Origin of the sequence: Leptospira kmetyi serovar Malaysia str. Bejo-Iso9 (genome assembly GCF_000243735.2) — a bacterium.
GTDB lineage: Bacteria > Spirochaetota > Leptospiria > Leptospirales > Leptospiraceae > Leptospira > Leptospira kmetyi.
Genome location: NZ_AHMP02000003.1, coordinates 1285329 through 1302612 on the forward strand (window position 1 = coordinate 1285329; position 17284 = coordinate 1302612).

The 17284-nt window shown below is 46.5% G+C and carries 16 protein-coding genes; 1 reads left to right on the forward strand and 15 read right to left on the reverse strand.

Annotation, left to right across the window (positions count from 1 at the left end):
- Positions 1–47 precede the first annotated feature (47 nt).
- The 10 genes from trpD to dut form a co-directional block, all read right to left on the reverse strand.
- Positions 48–1058 (reverse strand): anthranilate phosphoribosyltransferase, encoded by a 1011-nt coding sequence (trpD, locus tag LEP1GSC052_RS08370; RefSeq protein ID WP_010575354.1) that lies wholly within the window; start codon positions 1056–1058, stop codon positions 48–50.
- Positions 1048–1779: a CDP-diacylglycerol--glycerol-3-phosphate 3-phosphatidyltransferase gene (gene pgsA / locus LEP1GSC052_RS08375; protein ID WP_010575355.1), complete on the reverse strand. Its 732-nt coding sequence runs from the start codon at positions 1777–1779 to the stop codon at positions 1048–1050. Before pgsA ends, trpD begins: the two co-directional genes overlap by 11 nt.
- Entirely contained in the window at positions 1776–3095 is a 1320-nt protein-coding gene (gene rimO / locus LEP1GSC052_RS08380; protein WP_010575356.1) for a 30S ribosomal protein S12 methylthiotransferase RimO, read from the reverse strand. Before rimO ends, pgsA begins: the two co-directional genes overlap by 4 nt.
- A 6-nt stretch (positions 3096–3101) precedes the next feature.
- On the reverse strand, positions 3102–4217 hold the full coding sequence (locus LEP1GSC052_RS08385) for a helix-turn-helix domain-containing protein (protein ID WP_010575357.1): 1116 nt from the start codon (positions 4215–4217) through the stop codon (positions 3102–3104).
- 26 nt (positions 4218–4243) lie between these two features.
- Positions 4244–4954 (reverse strand): LolA family protein, encoded by a 711-nt coding sequence (locus tag LEP1GSC052_RS08390; RefSeq protein ID WP_100754628.1) that lies wholly within the window; start codon positions 4952–4954, stop codon positions 4244–4246.
- A 302-nt stretch (positions 4955–5256) separates the two neighbouring features.
- On the reverse strand, positions 5257–8055 hold the full coding sequence (locus LEP1GSC052_RS08395; RefSeq protein WP_020986178.1) for a DNA translocase FtsK: 2799 nt from the start codon (positions 8053–8055) through the stop codon (positions 5257–5259).
- Between the two features lie 210 nt (positions 8056–8265).
- Positions 8266–9276, reverse strand: coding sequence for an LLM class flavin-dependent oxidoreductase (locus tag LEP1GSC052_RS08400; RefSeq protein ID WP_010575360.1), 1011 nt, complete (start codon positions 9274–9276; stop codon positions 8266–8268).
- 1 nt (position 9277) lies between these two features.
- A complete protein-coding gene (locus tag LEP1GSC052_RS08405; RefSeq protein ID WP_010575361.1) occupies positions 9278–10072 on the reverse strand; it encodes an SDR family NAD(P)-dependent oxidoreductase in 795 nt (264 codons plus the stop codon).
- Positions 10073–10213: 141 nt separating this feature from the next.
- Positions 10214–10930, reverse strand: coding sequence for a hypothetical protein (locus tag LEP1GSC052_RS08410; RefSeq protein WP_020986340.1), 717 nt, complete (start codon positions 10928–10930; stop codon positions 10214–10216).
- 133 nt (positions 10931–11063) lie between these two features.
- A complete protein-coding gene (dut, locus tag LEP1GSC052_RS08415) occupies positions 11064–11501 on the reverse strand; it encodes a dUTP diphosphatase (RefSeq protein ID WP_010575363.1) in 438 nt (145 codons plus the stop codon).
- Positions 11502–11909: 408 nt separating this feature from the next.
- Here dut and LEP1GSC052_RS08420 point away from each other — a divergent pair, with 408 nt between their 5' ends.
- On the forward strand, positions 11910–12287 hold the full coding sequence (locus tag LEP1GSC052_RS08420) for a VOC family protein (RefSeq protein WP_010575364.1): 378 nt from the start codon (positions 11910–11912) through the stop codon (positions 12285–12287).
- Positions 12288–12307: 20 nt separating this feature from the next.
- On the opposite strand, the gene LEP1GSC052_RS08425 is transcribed toward LEP1GSC052_RS08420, so the two are convergent.
- Genes LEP1GSC052_RS08425 through rbfA form a run of 5 tightly spaced genes read right to left on the reverse strand, consistent with a single transcriptional unit; the run spans position 12308 to position 17282 of the window.
- Positions 12308–13594, reverse strand: a complete 1287-nt coding sequence (locus LEP1GSC052_RS08425; protein WP_020986337.1) for a M16 family metallopeptidase — start codon at positions 13592–13594, stop codon at positions 12308–12310.
- Between the two features lie 18 nt (positions 13595–13612).
- Positions 13613–15712, reverse strand: a complete 2100-nt coding sequence (gene pnp, locus LEP1GSC052_RS08430; RefSeq protein ID WP_010575365.1) for a polyribonucleotide nucleotidyltransferase — start codon at positions 15710–15712, stop codon at positions 13613–13615.
- Between the two features lie 11 nt (positions 15713–15723).
- On the reverse strand, positions 15724–15990 hold the full coding sequence (rpsO, locus tag LEP1GSC052_RS08435) for a 30S ribosomal protein S15 (RefSeq protein ID WP_010575366.1): 267 nt from the start codon (positions 15988–15990) through the stop codon (positions 15724–15726).
- Positions 15991–16042: 52 nt separating this feature from the next.
- Positions 16043–16972 (reverse strand): tRNA pseudouridine(55) synthase TruB, encoded by a 930-nt coding sequence (gene truB / locus LEP1GSC052_RS08440; RefSeq protein ID WP_040912909.1) that lies wholly within the window; start codon positions 16970–16972, stop codon positions 16043–16045.
- Positions 16929–17282, reverse strand: coding sequence for a 30S ribosome-binding factor RbfA (gene rbfA / locus LEP1GSC052_RS08445; RefSeq protein WP_010575368.1), 354 nt, complete (start codon positions 17280–17282; stop codon positions 16929–16931). The genes truB and rbfA overlap by 44 nt, the downstream gene beginning before the upstream one ends.
- Between the last annotated feature and the right edge of the window lie 2 nt (positions 17283–17284).

The following is a 17284-nucleotide window of genomic DNA, read 5'->3' on the forward strand; positions in this document are numbered from 1 at the left end:
TTCCATGTATAGATTGAATCGAGGATTCTAACCAGTATTTTTCCAGTTTACTCTTTGGAAATTAAATCTTCGAAATACTTCTTTGTTTTTCCCGAAAGTAACGCGTTCAAGGCGATTTTGCTTCCTTCTTCGATGCTCGCGGCCTTTCCCATGACGAAAAGTCCCGCGCCGGCATTCAAAGCGACCGCGTGCGAACCTGCGATCTCTTCTCCCTTTAAAACTCTGCGAGCCAAAGCCTCTGCGTGATCGGAAGAAGAAGCGTAAACCTCTTCTTTCTTTAATGTCGGCAGGTTTAGAGAAGAAGGATCAAAAGAATGACGACTGATGACCCCATTCTCCAATAAAGAATAATCCGTAACCGCAAAGATCGAAAACTCGTCCAGTCCGTCCCGAGAATGGCAAACCATCGCTTTTTTGAGTCCCAAAGCTTGTAGAACCTTGATAAACAGTTCCATCAACTCGGGTTCGTAAACCCCGATGATTTGAAATTGAGGAGAGAACGGATTCGATAAAGGTCCGATCATGTTGAATACGGTTCTAAACCCGAGTTCCTTACGAACCGGGCCCGCGTATTTCATGGAAGGATGCCACATCGGCGCAAATAAAAAGGTAAACCCTTGGGAAACGAGATGAGCCTCGACTTCTTCCTGGGTCTTTTCGGTTTTATAACCGAGTCTCGTAAGAATATCACTCGATCCGGTATGAGAAGAAACCGATCTGTTTCCGTGTTTGGCGACCTTGATCCCCATCGACGCGAGTGTAATCGCGGAAAGAGTACTGATATTGATCGTTCCTTGTCCGTCTCCTCCGGTTCCGCATGTGTCCAACAAGTCGAACGGGAACACGGTTTTTGGTCTGAGAGCGTTTTTACGAAGCGCAAGGGTACAACCTAACACCTCTTCGACGGATTCTCCGTTGGCGCGCATCGCGGTTAAGAATGCGGAAAGAAGAATTTCGGAAACTTCGCCTCGCATCACCTGGCCCATAAAAGCTTCCGCTTCCTCGGTGCTCAAATGTTTACGTTCGATCAGTTTGAGAATGGCTGTTCTAGGCTCCACGTTTCTGAAACATCCTTTTGATATTAGAAGGCGCTAAAACCTTGCTGTTCGTTACGAAATATCGAATTCCGGAAATTACGGTGATCGCAGTGGTGATCAACATTCCCCAGTACGGAACGAACGCTCCCAAACCGAAGATGATATCCCCGATACCGTTGTATTTGTCCGGGTTTTGGAAAAAGTAAATCGCGTTCCCGGTTGCGATCTCGAACACCGTAAGACCCGATTCTTTACCGGAAGCATAGGCTTCGTTGATGAGAATTCTTTTCTTGCTGGATACGAGTACGAAAAAAACGAGAATGAGAACGATGGCTCCCATCTGAAACACGGTCTTTACCTTTCCGAGCATGGAAGTTCGGATCGATTGTCCCTGACGGATCGCAAGATAACGAAGACTCGTGATGAGCATGTCCCTTCCGATGATGAGACAAACCATCCAGAACTCGATCTGTTCCTGTAAAAAGATAAACGTGATAAAACAACCCGTAACGATGATCTTATCCGCCAGAGGATCGAGAAACTTTCCGAACTCGGTTTCCTGATTCCATTTTCTCGCGAGATAACCGTCGATCAGATCGGTAAGCGAAGCGCCGATAAAAAGAACCAAGGCCGCTATATGAAATTCGATTTCCTTCTGAAAAAGAAACCATACGAAAAACGGAACCGCCGCGACGCGGAGCATGGTAAGAATATTAGGAATATTGAAAATAGCTTTGTTCATCGGGAAACCCAGGTTCCGTTCATGTCATACTCGTAAAAAGAATCGATCTTCACCTTTCCGATCGTTCCCGGAATCAGGGAAGAATCGTCCACATACACGACCTCGTCCATTTCCGGAGCGTCCTGCAGCCTGCGAACGACCGCTTGACCGTCTTCGATCGCGTCCACGATCGCGTCGTAGGTTTTGCCGATCCGAGATTCGTGAATCTCTTCGAGGATCGCAAGATGTGCGTCTCGAATCATGTTGATTCGTTTCGATTTTTCCTTTTCGGAAACGGTTTGTTTAAACTCCGCTCCTTTGGTTCCTTCCTGCGGAGAATAGGAAAACAGATTCACCTTTTCCGGTCTTGTCTCTTCGATGAATTTTAAAATCTGATCCACGTCGTCCGCGTCTTCGCCCGGATAACCGATGATAAACGAAGTACGGATTTCAAGACCCGGCTTTACTTCTCTGGCAAGGGAGAATAGATCCTTAAACGCGGAACTTTCTCCGGCGCGGTTCATGCTCTTTAGAATTTTCGAAGAAACGTGTTGCAAAGGAGACTCGAGATAAGGAGCGATCTTCGGCGTTTGACCCATGAGGCGAATCAACTTTTCCGTTTTTTTATCCGGATATAGATACAAAAGTCTTAATATTTCCAACGAGTCGATCTCGGAAACCTTGCGGACCATATCGAGTAAAACTTCGGAATCCCTTCCGTAGTAAACGGTGTCTTGAGAAACGAGACAGATTTCCTTTGCGCCCGCGCGGATCGCACGATTCGCGTCCCGGAGAATATCCTCCACCGGAGATTCCCTGAACTTTCCGCGAAAGGAAGGAATGATACAAAAAGAACAACCGCGATTGCAACCGTCCGAAACCTTCACATACGCGTACGGTTTGGAATAGTTTTCGATTCCCGAAGACAGTTTCAATCTTTCCAATAGATCGTCGTTGAACTCGAGTTTCGGCGGAGCCATGTCCGGAAATTTTTCTCTGAGAATTTTTCCTGCCTGCGCATATCTTCCAGTTCCGAAAAACAGATCCACTTCGGGAATTTCAGCGCTGATATTGTCCGGATAACGTTCCGCAAAACAACCCACAACCACGAGTTTTTGGTGGTTTTGTTTTTTCACCTGAGCCGCGGAAAGAATCGTCTGAATCGTTTCTTCCGTCGCGGATTGGATGAACGTGCAGGTGTTGATAAAATGAAAATCGGATTCTTCCGGAAGAGAAGCAGGCGTAAAACCCTCTTCCAGAAGAGAATGGTGCATGCTCATGGAATCCGCAGTGTTCTTCGGACAACCGAGCGTGGTGATGTAGAACTTCTTCTCCAAAAAATCCTACTCTCCCAACTCCTTGATGATGGACTGAGTGCTATCATAAGGGTTCTGCGTTTTTACGAAAATCTTTTTAACCAATTTGCCGGGACGTCCCAAAGTGATCTTCGGTTTTCCGTTCTGGATCATCTCCACCGCGGAACCGTCGCCCACTTTCAGCTCGAGACGATCCTTCGCTTCGAGGCTTCTGGTTTCACCGGCTTGAACGAGACCTCTGAATCCCATCTGACCGTCGATGATGAATTCGGCGTAACTCGCCTTGTTGAAGAACAACGTGACTTGGATCGGAACGTCGCCTAACGTCTTCGTGTTGTCGACGGCGCTGTTGTTTTCCTGTTTTTGTTCCTCTTCGCTCAACGTTACGAGAACCTTCGCGGAATTTTCGGTAACTGCTTGTGCGATGATTCTCACGTTGCGTCTGAGGCTCGAGATTTCTGGAATCGTATAACTCAGTACCTTCTCCTGACCTTCGCTCAAACGGAACTTATACACGGTCAGTTCCGGATAAACGTTGAACGCGAGAACCGCGGTGTTCAACGCGCCGCCTTTTTCAACGGAGTCGATGAACAACTTACACTGTTGATTGCTTACTGAAAAACTAACTCCTTTGTCCGGAGTGAGAATGAAGGATTCGCTTCTGTTGTCCGGGATCGATCTGGATAAGAAGTCTATGTTTTCGGGGATATCCAGTTTTTTACCGGATTCTTCAACGCCGTCGTCTCCGGAAGAAGAACCCATAAAAAGATCCACGAGAAGATAAGCCGAAACGAGAATGACAAGAACGGAAACGATGGTGAAGATTTTATTCTTATCCACGTTGATCTTCGTATAATACGAAGTAGTCGGACGGGTCAGTTCCTCGAGAGGGGCTTGGGATTCTTCGATCTTTTCTCCCCTGTAAAGGTTGATGAGTTGTCCGGTGTCGAGTTTGAGATAACTTCCGTAATTCTTCAAGAAACCCATGGTGAAGGTTTCACCCGGAAACTGGGAATAGTCTTCCGTTTCCAACGCGAGAATGTATTTCACGGAGATGTTCGTTTCCTTCGCGACATCCTTAACGCTGAGTTTTTTTTCTTCTCTCGCCTCGCGGAGAATCTGCCCTACTCTTTTCTGATTCAAAGTTTCGCTCCTTCCGGGACTCAAAATTATTGTTCCGACACAAGCGGGTTGTTTACGATCTTTGCGTTTCCGCTGATGTGAAAGTTGAATTGTCCGTCTTCCAAATCGGGATTCGTTTCTATATTCAAAAATTCGATTGTAGTTTCCTTACCTCTTCCGTCGCTCGCGACCGCTTTTTGGATGAAGTAAGATTGTGCGTCCACGTAGAGAAGCATGGTTTCGAAACCGCCCACCTTCTCCCTTTGTTCCAAATTTAATACGAAATACTTGCGTCCGTCTTTCGGAGAAACCTGAGGTTGTTCAATGGAATCGAACTTATAATGATACTTTCTAAAAATTCTCGAGAGACCTTCGTCCGTAAAACTGGAAAAGATCGGTCCGGATTTATTCGATTTATTTAATGTAAGATCCTGTTTGCCGACCGCGTTCAAACGGGCGATGTAGATATAGAGCGTTTTACCGTCGGATACGATTTCGTCTCCGGAAGGATCGCTGAACTGATAACGGATTCTTCCGCCTTTTTTATAAAGACAGACTCCTCTCATGTTCTTGCTCTTCTTATTGGAAACGGTTTGGATCTGAAAATCGGCCTTGTATGCGTTCAGTTCGCTGAACTTCTTCTTCACCTGCTTAACGACTTCGGATGGAGAATTCCAATTATGCGAAGGTTGAGCCAGGAGAGAAGATTCTAAGCCTAGGAATAAGATAAAAAAAGAGAGAATGATTGTTTTTTTCATGAGAAAAACCGGATCTCCCGGGATTTTTTTACTACCATCGGACGCCTCGGGAACCTTGTCACTTTCTAAAATTTTGGAAGACGGGTTTTGCCTCGCCCCGTCGGATTTCCTACAAACTTCCGTAAGAGACACGCGCCCCGGCCCTGCGGAACGACCCATAGAAAGTGACGCGCAGAGTTTTTTGGGTGGTGGAGGCGGACCGGTGGGAAGGCGTTCGACGCAATTTCCGGGGTCACGGATCGGCGCCTTTTGCAAATGAAAATTCTCCCCTGCGCGTTTGTCGGAACTCCGACAAACCGACCTCAACCCGCTCTTAAAATTTCTCTTCCTTTGGAACCGATCTGGGCGCTGACGTAACCCCGCTCTTCCATAAGTTCCATAAGACGCGCGGCCTTGTTGTAGCCGATTCTCATTCTTCTTTGAAGATAACTCGCGGAAGCCTTTCGGTCGGTTCGAACGATTTCCCAAGCCTGTTCGAAAAGTTCCTCGTCTTCTTCGTCCACTTGGGAAGAATCCGGCTCCTCATCCAAATCAAATTCCACGTAGGATGGTTTGCCGTATTTGCGGGCCTCTTCCACGATCTTTTCGATTTCCTCTTCGGAAACGTAAGGGGATTGGATTCTCACCAGGTCGGCCGCGGTCGGAGATTTGTAGAGAAAATCCCCTTTGCCCAAAAGAGATTCCGCTCCGTTCTGATCCAGGATGATTTTGGAATCGGTTTTCTGCGCGACGTGAAAGGCCATTCTCGCGGGACAGTTCGCTTTAATCAAACCGGTGATTACGTCGACGGAAGGACGTTGAGTCGCCATGATAAGATGGATTCCGACCGCTCTCGATTTCTGAGTGATCCGAGTGATTCCGTCTTCCAAATCCTTTCCAGAAACCATCATCAAATCCGCGAGCTCGTCGATGAAGATCACGATATATGGCATTTTCTTATATCCTTCCCGATGCGCGCCTTGTTCTACCTTTTCGTTATACGTTTTGAAGTCGCGGCACTTGAGTTTGGAAACGGAATGATAACGCGCTTCCATCTCTTGAATCGCCCAAGCAAGAGCGCGGGTCGCCTTCTTTGGATCGGTGATGACCGGCATCAAAAGATGAGGAATATCTTCGTACAAAGTGAGTTCCACCATCTTCGGATCGATCATGATAAACCGAACTTCTTCCGGAGAAAGATGAACGACCAGAGATGAAATCATGGAATTCAAACAAACCGACTTACCGGAACCGGTGGTTCCCGCAACGAGCAAGTGTGGAAGTTTGTTGAGGTCGATGCTGACCAACTTACCGGAAATATCTTTTCCGATGAGAATCGAAAGATCCTTCTTAGGACGCAGACTTAAATTCTGATGGAGAATATCTCCCAAGAAAACGTCCTCGCGCAAACTGTTCGGAACCTCGATCCCGATCGTGGACTTGCCCGGAATCGGCGCGACGATACGAATGTTTTTTACCGCGAGATACAAACGAAGTTCGTCCGCGAGAGAAGTGATTCTTCCGAGTTTCACGCCGGGAGGCGGAGTCAATTCGTAACGAGTGATGATCGGTCCGCGTTCCATCGAAACGACTTGGGATTCGTAACCGTATTGACGGATGATTTCTTCGATCTTACGAGCGACCTTATCGGCCTCGATCTTAAACAACGGATCTTGAATCTTTGTGGTGGTCGTTTTTAAACTCTTCAAAGGAACGTGATAGATGGAACGTTTGGATTTCACTTCCGGAATTAAAGTCACGGGAGGAAACGGAAGAGTTTGTTCCGATTTCATTTCTTTTCTTTCGGGAACAAAGGACGCGGCTGGAGCTTGTAAAGAATCCTGAGTTTTAACAACGGTAGGAACGACGTCGATTACCTCCGCGTTCACGGAAAAATTTTCGTTCGTTTCCTCTTCTTCCAAGGAAGAATCGTTCCAATCCGCAGACTCTTCTTCGGATGAGAATTCGTTTGTTTCTTCCGATTCTTCAAACTCTTCCGGCTCGTCTTGTTCGTATTCTTCCTCGGCGGAAGGAACGACGAACGTGGTCGAGGACGAACGCGTTTCGACCGCGGTTTCCGCGGCGGATGCGGCTTCGCGACGATACAGAATATTCGAAGATTCTGATGTTCTAAAGTCTACGATTTCCCAATTCGAGGAACTTTCCTGAAACGTTTTTTCGTCCCGGATCTTTTCGGAAAGAGAGGAGGAAACCGATTGAAAACGGAAAACCTTTCCTTGTTCTTCGAAGTTTCCGGTAAACGCTCCGTGGTTTTGAAAACGAATCCGAGAACTTTCGGGACTTACCAAAGAACTCGTATCGACTTTGGAAAGAAGATCGGAAAGTCTTCCTTCTTTTCCGAAAGTGGAATGAAGCGCGTTATGCAAAGCCGAAGGTTGATTGGATTTTTGAGCGTGTTTGGAAACGCGCATTTGTTGATAGAGTTCTTCCGGAGAATGAGTTCCGCTCGAATGCGACGAAAACCAAGGAGGAATAGAATCCTTTTTTTGAAATCGATCCACGGCCGATTGAAAAAGAGAACTTAAGGTTTCTCCATTCTTACCGAATCCCGATTGAAAACCTTCCTTATATTTGGCTCCGGCGGTTCCGAGAATTCTCCCCAAAAAATGAAGGGGCGATTCATTTAACAAAAGTATTAATCCGTAGAAGTAGAACACAAGATGAATCAGAGTTTTTCCGGTGGAACCGAAGATGAACTCGAGTCCGCTCGAAAGAAGTTGTCCGATAAAACCGCCTTGGGACGCGAACGGGATCGTGGAAACGTGTCCGGTGATTTGAAGCGTTACCGTAAAACAGAATAAGAACACGGGAAGGGAAAAAAGACGGTTGGTGAGTTCGAATCCTTCCTTAACAAGTCGGAGAGATCCGAGCCCGATCGCAAAAAGTCCGGGCAAAAACGAAGCCGCTCCGAACATAAAAAACATTCCGTACGAAAGATAGAATCCGAGCCTTCCGAAAAAGTTGTGCTGGATTCCCTGTTCCCCCGCATCGAAGGAACCCAAGGACAGGGTCAAAATGATCCCGGAAAAGAGTAAGACATACGGAAGAATCATCTTCCCGTTTTGCAAATTCCAGGCTGGTTTGAGGTCTTTGGATTCCATGCTATTTGTATCGGAATGAGCCCGGAAAAAGAAAAGAGACTTAATTTCCGTTTTTTGGAAGGAGAAAATCGAGGCAAAATTCGATCGCTCCAAGGGCGGAGTTCCGACCTTTGTGTTTGTAAGCCGTTTCGGACTTTCAGAGAACCAAACGGACTCGGACCGTCGGCCGGAGTTCCGACCTTTTCTGTTCTTGAATCCGCAGAAATTTCCTTAAACCGCGACGGGTTTCAGCTCGAACACTTCGGCCAAAAGTTGGTAAGAACGGAGCCGATCCTCGAAATCGTGACAGATCGTAGTTACGACCACTTCGTCGACGTCGTATTCGTTCGCGAGAGCGACAATGTCCTCCTTGACTTTGTCCGGAGTTCCGACCACCATTCTCCCCCGATTTTGAGAAATGACCGCTTTTTCAAATTCCGAATAAGAATGACGAGCCACCTCTTCGTACGGAAGAATTCCCTCGCTGATCCCCTTTCCGATATTCAAAAGTTGTCGGTCCATCACGACCTGAAGTTCCGCGGCCTTACTTTCGGACTCGGCGCAAAGAACAAAAATCCCGACGCTGGCCTGAGGGAAACCCAAAGTATCCGACGCACGAAACTTTTCTTTGTAGGCCTTCACCGCATTCGGTCCGCCGAACGGATTGATGAAGTGCGCGAAAGAAAGCGCGAGACCGAAATGAGCCGCCAGCAAACCGCTTTCCCCGCTCGAGGTCAAAATCCAAAGTTCGGGAACCGTGTCCGCTTTCGGAATCGCTTTGACCTTTGTTTGGATGGAATCTTCTTCGGCCGTGTCGGTCAGAAAACACTGCAAGTCAAGAAGTTGTTGACCGAAGTCGTTTCGAACGAACTGAGCGCCCGGATTTAAGATCGACGCGGTGAGACGATCGCTTCCGGAAGCGCGGCCCAGACCGAGATCGATTCTCCCCGGAAACAAAGTTTCCAACATTCTAAAATTCTCGGCCACCTTCAGGGAACTGTGATTGGGAAGCATCACACCACCTGCTCCGACTCGGATCGCTTGCGTTTCACCCGCGAGATGAGAAATCAAAACCTCGGGAGTGGAACCTGCAAGTCCTTGAATATTATGATGTTCTGATACCCAATACCGAGTATAACCGAGACGATCCGTAAGTTTTGCAAGTTCGATCGTTTCCAAGATCGCTTGTCTCGCGCTTCCGCCCTTTCGAATCGGAGATTGATCGAGAACGCTTAACTTCATCTTAGAATGCGGACTTAACCACTCCGCCGTCCACTCGTAAGGCCGCGCCGTTGGTTCCCGAAGACAAAGGACTGGAAAGATACGTTACAAGATTCGCGACTTCTTCCACGCTCGCAAATCTTTGAAGAAGAGAAGTGGGACGCGCCGTTTTGAAGAATTCTTTTTCGATCACGTCCACGGAAACTTTTTTGTTCGAAGCGAGATTTTCCAGAAAGCCGCCGACTCCGTCCGAGCGGGTCGGTCCGGGAAGAACGGAATTCACGGTCACGTTAGTCCCCTTTGTAAGTTCGGCGAGTCCTCTCGCTAAGGAAATCTGCGCGCTTTTCGTTACTCCATAGTGGATCATTTCTTCCGGGATCTGAATCCCGGATTCGCTGGAGATAAAAAGAATTCTTCCCCAATTTTGTTTGAGCATTTGAGGCAGATAGAATCTGGATAAACGAACTCCGCTTAACAGATTCACTTCGAAGAATCGAAACCAATCCTCGTCCGGGATTTCGGTAAAGTCCTTCGGTTCGAAAATTCCGACGTTGTTGATGAGAATGTCCACGTTCGGGATTTTGGAACGGATCTCGTCTACTTCTTCCCTTTTTGAAAAGTCGGCGACAACCCCGTGAACCTTCGCGTTAGGCACCGCTTTGAGAAGAAGTTTTATAGAACTCGCGACCCGCTCCGGGGTTCTTCCGTTGATCCAAACCGTCGCGCCTTCCTGAAGAAGTTGTCTTGCGATTTCAAAACCGATTCCTACCGTCGAACCTGTGACGAGCGCAACCTTTCCTTTTAAATGCGTATCCATGAATTCTTGAATGACTCCGGTATTCTTTTACAAGTTAGACTCGAAAGATAATATCTTGCGATCAAAAACGAAGAATCTTCCCGGCTTAGAGTCGACTCTAAGCCGTAAAAAAAACGGCGGGAAAGAATCGTCCATTCGGCTTTAGGAATCCGGATTTACCAGCAAAGGCTCCGGCTCGGAATCATCGTCCCCGGCCCAAATCAAAAGAACCGCGATACAACCGTGGATCAAGGTCCAAACAAAACAAGCAAGCCGGATCGAAAGGACGTTCGAATCGTAGAATCTCGAATCCTCTTCCTTTTTGAGGCGAAGAAAGTCCAAGATTCCCCGAGGCCATTCCGCGGTTTCAAAAAAAACGGAAACGGCCAAAAGCCCGGAGATCAAAGCGATAAAAAGTATATAATGAAATTTTAATTTTATATGAGTCGCATATTCAATGATTTTGATCTGTGTAAAAGAGGAAAGAGCAAGAATCAGAAAGAATCGAAAAAAATCCAGAAAGGCACTGTTTCGCGGGAGGAAGTCCGAATCGACTTCGTAGAAACGAGATCCAATGAGATGGTTCGAAATCGCGAAGAGAAAAACGGAAAGTAAAAATAAAAGATTCGTAAGAACACAAAATGAAACGAATAGAAAACGGGAGTCCGGTATCCGCTTCAAAATGAAATAAAAGACGAAAGAAAAACCGATGCCCGGAAGCGGAAATGTCGCGTAATAAAAAATCGGATGAAGAAGCTTATCTAAGTCAGGATAGGTCCAAACGATTCCCGAAAAAAATCCGGAAGCGAAAAGATATTGAAGAGTTTTTAACCATTCAAGAATTCCGAATTCTTCCTTGGATGTTTCCGATTTTTCCAATGACGTTTTCCGTTTCGAATCCGATCCCGTCTTGTCCGGAGATACAACGTTCTCCTTGAAAAGAAGAATCGAATTCGTTTAACAAAATAACATCCGATTCGGAAAAAATTCCGTCCTTTTTAGAACGTCGATCTCAATGCCCCGTGGAACCGAAACCGCCCGCCCCTCTTTCCGTTTGATCCTTAAATTCGGAAACCAATTCCCAATCCGCATACCAAGTTTCGCGTATGAGAAGCTGTGCGATTCTCATACCGTGCTCCACGACAAAGGGAGAATCTCCCAAGTTCAAAAGTGGAATCATCAATTCGCCGCGATAGTCGCTATCGATCGTTCCCGGTGAATTCGGTATGAGAATCTTATTCTTTGTGGAAAATCCGGAACGAGGTCTGATTTCGAAATGATATTTTTCCGGCAACGCAAACGAAAGTCCGGTGGGAACGAGCTGAACCTTGCCGGGTTCCAAGGTTAGGTTTTGGTCCAAACAAGCGTGAACGTCGTATCCCGCGGCGTGTTTCGTTTGGAGAACGGGAAGTTCCGCGTTGGGTTTTAATTTTTTGACTGCGATTTTCATAGGTGTTATGATTTCCTTTTTTGTTACGGTTCGGAAGAAAAGATGTGAATCCATCATTTTTGTTCGAACTTGCGGAACAATCTTTTTAAAGGTTTGGATTTTCGAGACGATGGGATGCGCTTCGTGTACGCGGTGTGGGAAAAAGTTTTCGCGTTTTGATTTGTGAGGAAGAATGGCGCTCTGCGTTGTAAAGGAAATTTGAAATTGGAACGTTCAGTACGGGCAGTGAAAGGAAAAGCATAGGCGGATTTATACGCACTTCGTCAAAGCCTGGTGCTGATGGCGTTTATACGAACTTCGCCAAAATGCAAGTCCATCAAAAAGAAATTGATATTTCACGAATCATTTTTTCGTTGCGACGTTTGCAAGTCGCCGCTATAAAGACAAATTCAAAAAGGTGAAAACAAAATGATCAAATTCAATCAAGTTATGCTCTATGTGAACGATCAAAAAAGAATCGCGGATTTTTGGGTAAACCACTTCGGCTACAAGGTGGAAGGAAGAGAAGAATACGGCGAAACCTTCGCGATCATCTTATCCGACGGAAGACCCAACTCGACCAAATTGGTTCTGCAAAACAAAGCGGCCGTCGCCGCAGCCAATCCGGACATGAACCTGGGAACGCCGTCCATTCTTTTATCCACGGACGAAAACATCGACGCTCTTTACAAAAGGCTCAAAGAAGAAAAGATCGCGGTGGGCGATATGGTGAATTTTCCGAACGGAAAAAAGGTGTTTAACTTTCCCGATTTCGAAGGAAACTATTTCGCGATCATCGAAGATTAATCGAATTCAAAAAGCGGTTCTTACAAAGAGAAAATTCTCTGAACCGCTTTTTCCTCTTTCAGACCGAGATTGCCTAACGCGGAAAGATGAAATTTCGGAATTCCGAAAACGGAACGGGCAAAATCGTTCAGATCGTTCAAGGTGATCGAATAAATCTCCTTAACCCTTTCTTCGTAAGAATAATTCCTGCCGTAATAAAGTTCCATCAACGCGATCGTATTCATCCGAGACTCGGTTTGTTCGTAGCTGATGGAAAGAGTTCCTTCGTGATTGGACTGCGCGTCTCGAAGTTCCTTTTCGGAAATACCGCGATCTAAAATCGATTTGATTTCGTCCCCGATGGTTTCCATACAAGTGATGAATTTATCCTTCGAAGTGGAACAAACGATACTGTTGATTCCGACGTCCGCATACGAAGAAGGATACGCCGTGATTTGATAACAAAGTCCTTTTTCTTCGCGCACTTTTTGAAAAAGCCTGGAAGAAGTTCCTCCGCCGAGAATATGAGTGAACAAACTCGCCTTGGACGCGTTGTGAAATTCCCGTGCAAACCCTTCTCCGCCGAGAATAAAATAAACCTGTTCCAGTTTTTTCTTCTTGGGAAAGTAACCCCATTTCTTTTTGGGTAAGGAAAGCGCGTTCCCATCCTTCTTTTTTTTTCTGGGTTTGTTGAAGTATTTTCCCACGATCGAAAAAATCTCTTCGGGTTCGAAGTTACCCGAAATCGAAAGAAACATATTCTCCGTATGATAATACGTATCATAAAAATCTAATAGTTTCTTGTGATTGACTCCGGAGACGGATTCTCTCGTTCCGATGATGTCCCGACCCAGGGAATTCTTCGGAAAAAAATTCTGATAATAAAAATCGTGAATATAATCTTCTGGAGAATCTTCGTAACCCTGCAATTCTTCCAAAATCACCCCGGCCTCGTTTTCGATATCGGATTGTTTGAGCAGAGGTTCGTAAATCATTTCGGCTAACAGCTCTAAGCCGAGACCGATATGTTTGCCCGCGACCGTTACGTGAAAGTACGTATATTCTCGGGAAGTCGCTGCGTTGGTAAAACCGCCGACCCTTTCGATGTCTTCGGCTTGTTCTTTGGCGGAACGTTTGGCCGTATCCTTAAAGAGCATGTGTTCGAGAAAATGACAATAACCCGCGTTTTTTGCGGACTCGTGTCTGGAACCCGTGCGGACAAAAACTCCGGCGGAAACGCTGACGGTATGAGGGGCTTGTTGAAAGAGAACGGTGATTCCCCCGGGCAGAACCTTTCTATGAACTAACTGTGAAATGTCCTGCGCCAAGAGAATATTAGAAAATTCTTATGCCTGTTGTTCTTCTTCGAGTGCGTCTTTTCTGGAAAGATCGATTTTTCCGGTCTTGTCCACGTTTAAAACTTTAACGCGGATGATATCGCCTTCTTTTACGATGTCTTTCACCGAGTTCACTCGTTTGAAGTCGATCTTGGAGATGTGACAAAGACCTTCTTTTCCGGGAAGAATTTCGACAAACGCGCCGAAGTCGGCGATTCGTTTTACTTTTCCTTCGTAGATTTTTCCGACTTCCACTTCGGTAAAGAATCCGTCGACCATCTTAGCCGCTTTTTCCGCGGACTCTTGGTTCGAACCGGAAATCGTCACTCTACCGTCGTCTTCGATATAAAGTTCCGCGCCGGTAAGTTCACTGATACCGCGAACGTTTTTACCGCCCGGTCCGATCAACTCGCCGATTCTATCCTTAGGAATATTTCTTACGATGATTCTCGGAGCGGTTCCGGCTAACGTCTCGGACGCCTTGGAGATATGTTTCTCCATAATATCGAGAATATGGAATCTTCCCTTTTGAGCCTGAGCGAAAACGCTTTCGAGAACGTCGAAACTCACTCCGGTCACTTTCAAGTCCATTTGGAACGCGGTGATTCCTTTTCTGGTTCCGGCGATCTTGCAATCCATATCTCCGAAGTGGTCTTCCAGACCCGCGATATCGGAAAGAACCGCGAACTTACCGGAAGAATCGGAGAAAAGACCCATCGCGATTCCGGAAACGCTTCCCTTAATCGGAACGCCCGCCGCCATCAGCGCAAGAGAACCGGAACAAACGGAAGCCATGGAGCTGGAACCGTTCGATTCTAAGATTTCAGAAACGACTCGGATCACGTAAGGAAATTCGTCCGCACTCGGCAGAACGAGCTTTAACGCGCGTTCTGCGAGATTACCGTGGCCGATTTCTCTTCTTCCCGGACCGGAAGATCTGCGAACCTCGCCCACGGAAAACGCGGGAAAGTTATAATGAAGCATAAAGGACTTTTCTTTTTGTCCTTCGAGGGTTTCGTATCTTTGATTGTCCGAACCCGTTCCAAGAGTTACGACTCCCAAAGACTGGGTTTGACCTCTTGTAAAAACGGAAGAACCGTGAGGACCCGGAAGAGGATTTACTTCCACGGAGATCGGACGGATTTCGTCTAACTTTCTTCCGTCGAAACGAGTTCCTTGAGTCAAAACCTGTTCGCGAACGATTTCGTATTCCAATTCGTGAAGATATGCTTTGATGTCCTTGATCTTATCCGATTCTTCAACGGTTTGTTTGAAGTATTCTACGACTTCTTTGTTTACGTTGGAGATTTCCTTATTACGGGAAGTTTTATCCGGAGTTTGATTGGCCGCGGTCAATTTTGCGAAAGCGTATTCTTTCACCTTTGCAAGAAGTTCCGCGTCGCGTGTTCTCAGTTTTACTTCTCTTTTGACTACGCCGATTTTTTTTGCGTATTCTTCCTGAAGAGTTACGAACTCCGCGATGTATTTTTGAGCGAAACGAAGAGCCGCGAGCATTTCCTCGTTGGAAAGTTCTTTCGCTTCTCCCTCGATCATTACGATATGAGTTTTTGTTCCGGCAACCACGAGGTCCAAATCGGAATTTACGATTTCTTTCGTGGTCGGGTTGAGGATCAATTCTCCGTTGATTCTTCCGATCCTTGCGCCCGCGATCGGACCGTTGAACGGAATATCAGAAACCGCTAATGCGGCGCTCGCCGCATTCAACGCATGACCCGCAACGGAAACGTCTCCGTCCGCAGAAAGAACCTGCACTTGAAGTTGAACTTCACAGAAATATCCTTCCGGAAACAAAGGACGGATCGGTCTGTCTATGATTCTGGAAATGAGAATTTCGTGCTCGGGAGGTTTGGCTTCTCTCTTGAAGTAACCGCCGGGAAAACGACCGACGGAATAAAGTTTCTCGGTATATTCGCAAGTAAGAGGGAAAAAGTCCTGACCCTCTTTCGCGTCGTCAGCCGCACAAACCGTAGCAAGCAGAACTAAATTTCCGGATTTATAAACGACGGCACCGTGCGCTTGTTTCGCCCAGTTGCCGGTTTCTAAAACGATAGTATCGCGGCCGAACTGGCCGGAGATTGTATGTGTCATGATGGACTCGCTTACTTACGAAGTCCGAGAGTTTCGATCAGCTTTTTATAACGGTCAAGTTCGGTTCTTTTGAGATAATCCAGAAGTTTCTTTCTTTTGCTTACGAGTCTTAAAAGACCGGTCTTAGAATGAAAATCCTTCTTGTGGGACTTGAAATGTTCATTGAGTTCTTTGATTCTCGCATCAATCAGAGCGACTTGCACTTCGGTAGAACCGGTGTCTCCCGCTTTGCGGGCAAAATTACTGATAATTTGTTTTTTCTGTTCAGTAGCTATCATATCGTGAATATACCTTTTTACCATTTTTCAGGCGATGGGGAGCGCTTTAAAGCTAATTTTTAGGAAAGACTCTTAAATATTTATAATCTAACTCGTGAATCCCGTGTTCTTCCTTTTTACACCAAGCGAGAATCTCTCCTTCCGGCGAAACCAAAAGAAACTCGGTTCCGGGAATCCATTCCAACTTCGTTTTTCTTCCATTTAAAACGCCGCGAACTTCCGTACCCGGAATTTCCACGGTCGGGAATTCCAAAATCGACTCGGGAGGATGAATCGTAACCTTTCCCTCCAAAAGATTCTCGTATGAATCGGCTTGGCTCAGATTCAACTTTCCGATGCTCGTGCGGACCAATCGTTCCAGACGAAGAGGAAAGCCGGCGCGATCGGATATATCCATTACGATCTTTCGGATATACGTTCCCGCGGAAACTCGGATCTTAAAGAAGATCGATTCGGGGGAGAATTCTCCCAATTCATATTGATATACTTTGATTTTTCGAACCGCAGGAACAAGCGCGACCCCTTCTCGAAAAAGATCCGATCTTCTTCTTCCGTTTACCTTGAGCGCGGAAATGTCCGGGGCTTCCTGAGAATCCCAAGTAGGAACCTCTTGAAACAGGTCCTTTAGTTTTTTCTGATGTTGTGCGAACCACGTTTCCGTTTGTTCTTTGGGAAGAGATTCTAAAATCTCCCCTTCTTTATCGCCGGAATCCGTGGATTCTCCCGGTTTTACCCAAGCCTCGTAGGATTTTTCTTTTTCCAAGAATACGCTGGAAAAGCTCGTACAACTTCCCACGGGAAGAATCATAAGCCCGCTCGCGGCCCGATCCAAGGTCCCGGTATGTCCGATCTTTTTGAATCTGAGTTTTTTACGGGCGGTGACCACAAGATCCGAAGAGGTCATTCCTTCCGGTTTGTGGATCAGTAAGAATCCGGACTCAGTCCGGATTTGTGGGTTTTCTGGTAAGCCTGAGTGATTCATCCAAACTCTGAATATATTCCTCATCCCAGAGGAATTGCATTCTAGGTGTGATTCTAAGTCCCAACTTTCCGGACAACGTCGTCTGGAATAAACCCGACGCGCTGTTGAGTCCGGACAATACTTTTAATTTCTTTTTATCCGTGCAGATCGCGGTTACGAATACCCTCATATTCTTTCCGTCGTCCGATATTTCGGCGCGATGAACGGAAACCATATGAACTCTCGGATCCTTTACCTTTCCCGATAGGATCATCATCGCAACGGTGCGAACCGCTTCCGCTTCGATTTTTCTTCTTCGGATCGGATTCACGT

Excerpts from the sequence above, each read along its gene's own strand:
- LEP1GSC052_RS08400 (WP_010575360.1), bottom strand. The coding sequence starts at position 9,276 with ATGAAGTTAAGCGTTCTCGATCAATCTCCGATTCGAAAGGGCGGAAGC.
- LEP1GSC052_RS08420 (WP_010575364.1), top strand. The coding sequence starts at position 11,910 with ATGATCAAATTCAATCAAGTTATGCTCTATGTGAACGATCAAAAAAGA.
- pnp (WP_010575365.1), bottom strand. The coding sequence starts at position 15,712 with ATGACACATACAATCTCCGGCCAGTTCGGCCGCGATACTATCGTTTTA.
- dut (WP_010575363.1), bottom strand. The coding sequence starts at position 11,501 with ATGAAAATCGCAGTCAAAAAATTAAAACCCAACGCGGAACTTCCCGTT.
- LEP1GSC052_RS08390 (WP_100754628.1), bottom strand. The coding sequence starts at position 4,954 with ATGAAAAAAACAATCATTCTCTCTTTTTTTATCTTATTCCTAGGCTTA.
- rpsO (WP_010575366.1), bottom strand. The coding sequence starts at position 15,990 with ATGATAGCTACTGAACAGAAAAAACAAATTATCAGTAATTTTGCCCGC.
- LEP1GSC052_RS08405 (WP_010575361.1), bottom strand. The coding sequence starts at position 10,072 with ATGGATACGCATTTAAAAGGAAAGGTTGCGCTCGTCACAGGTTCGACG.
- pgsA (WP_010575355.1), bottom strand. The coding sequence starts at position 1,779 with ATGAACAAAGCTATTTTCAATATTCCTAATATTCTTACCATGCTCCGC.
- LEP1GSC052_RS08395 (WP_020986178.1), bottom strand. The coding sequence starts at position 8,055 with ATGGAATCCAAAGACCTCAAACCAGCCTGGAATTTGCAAAACGGGAAG.
- truB (WP_040912909.1), bottom strand. The coding sequence starts at position 16,972 with ATGAATCACTCAGGCTTACCAGAAAACCCACAAATCCGGACTGAGTCC.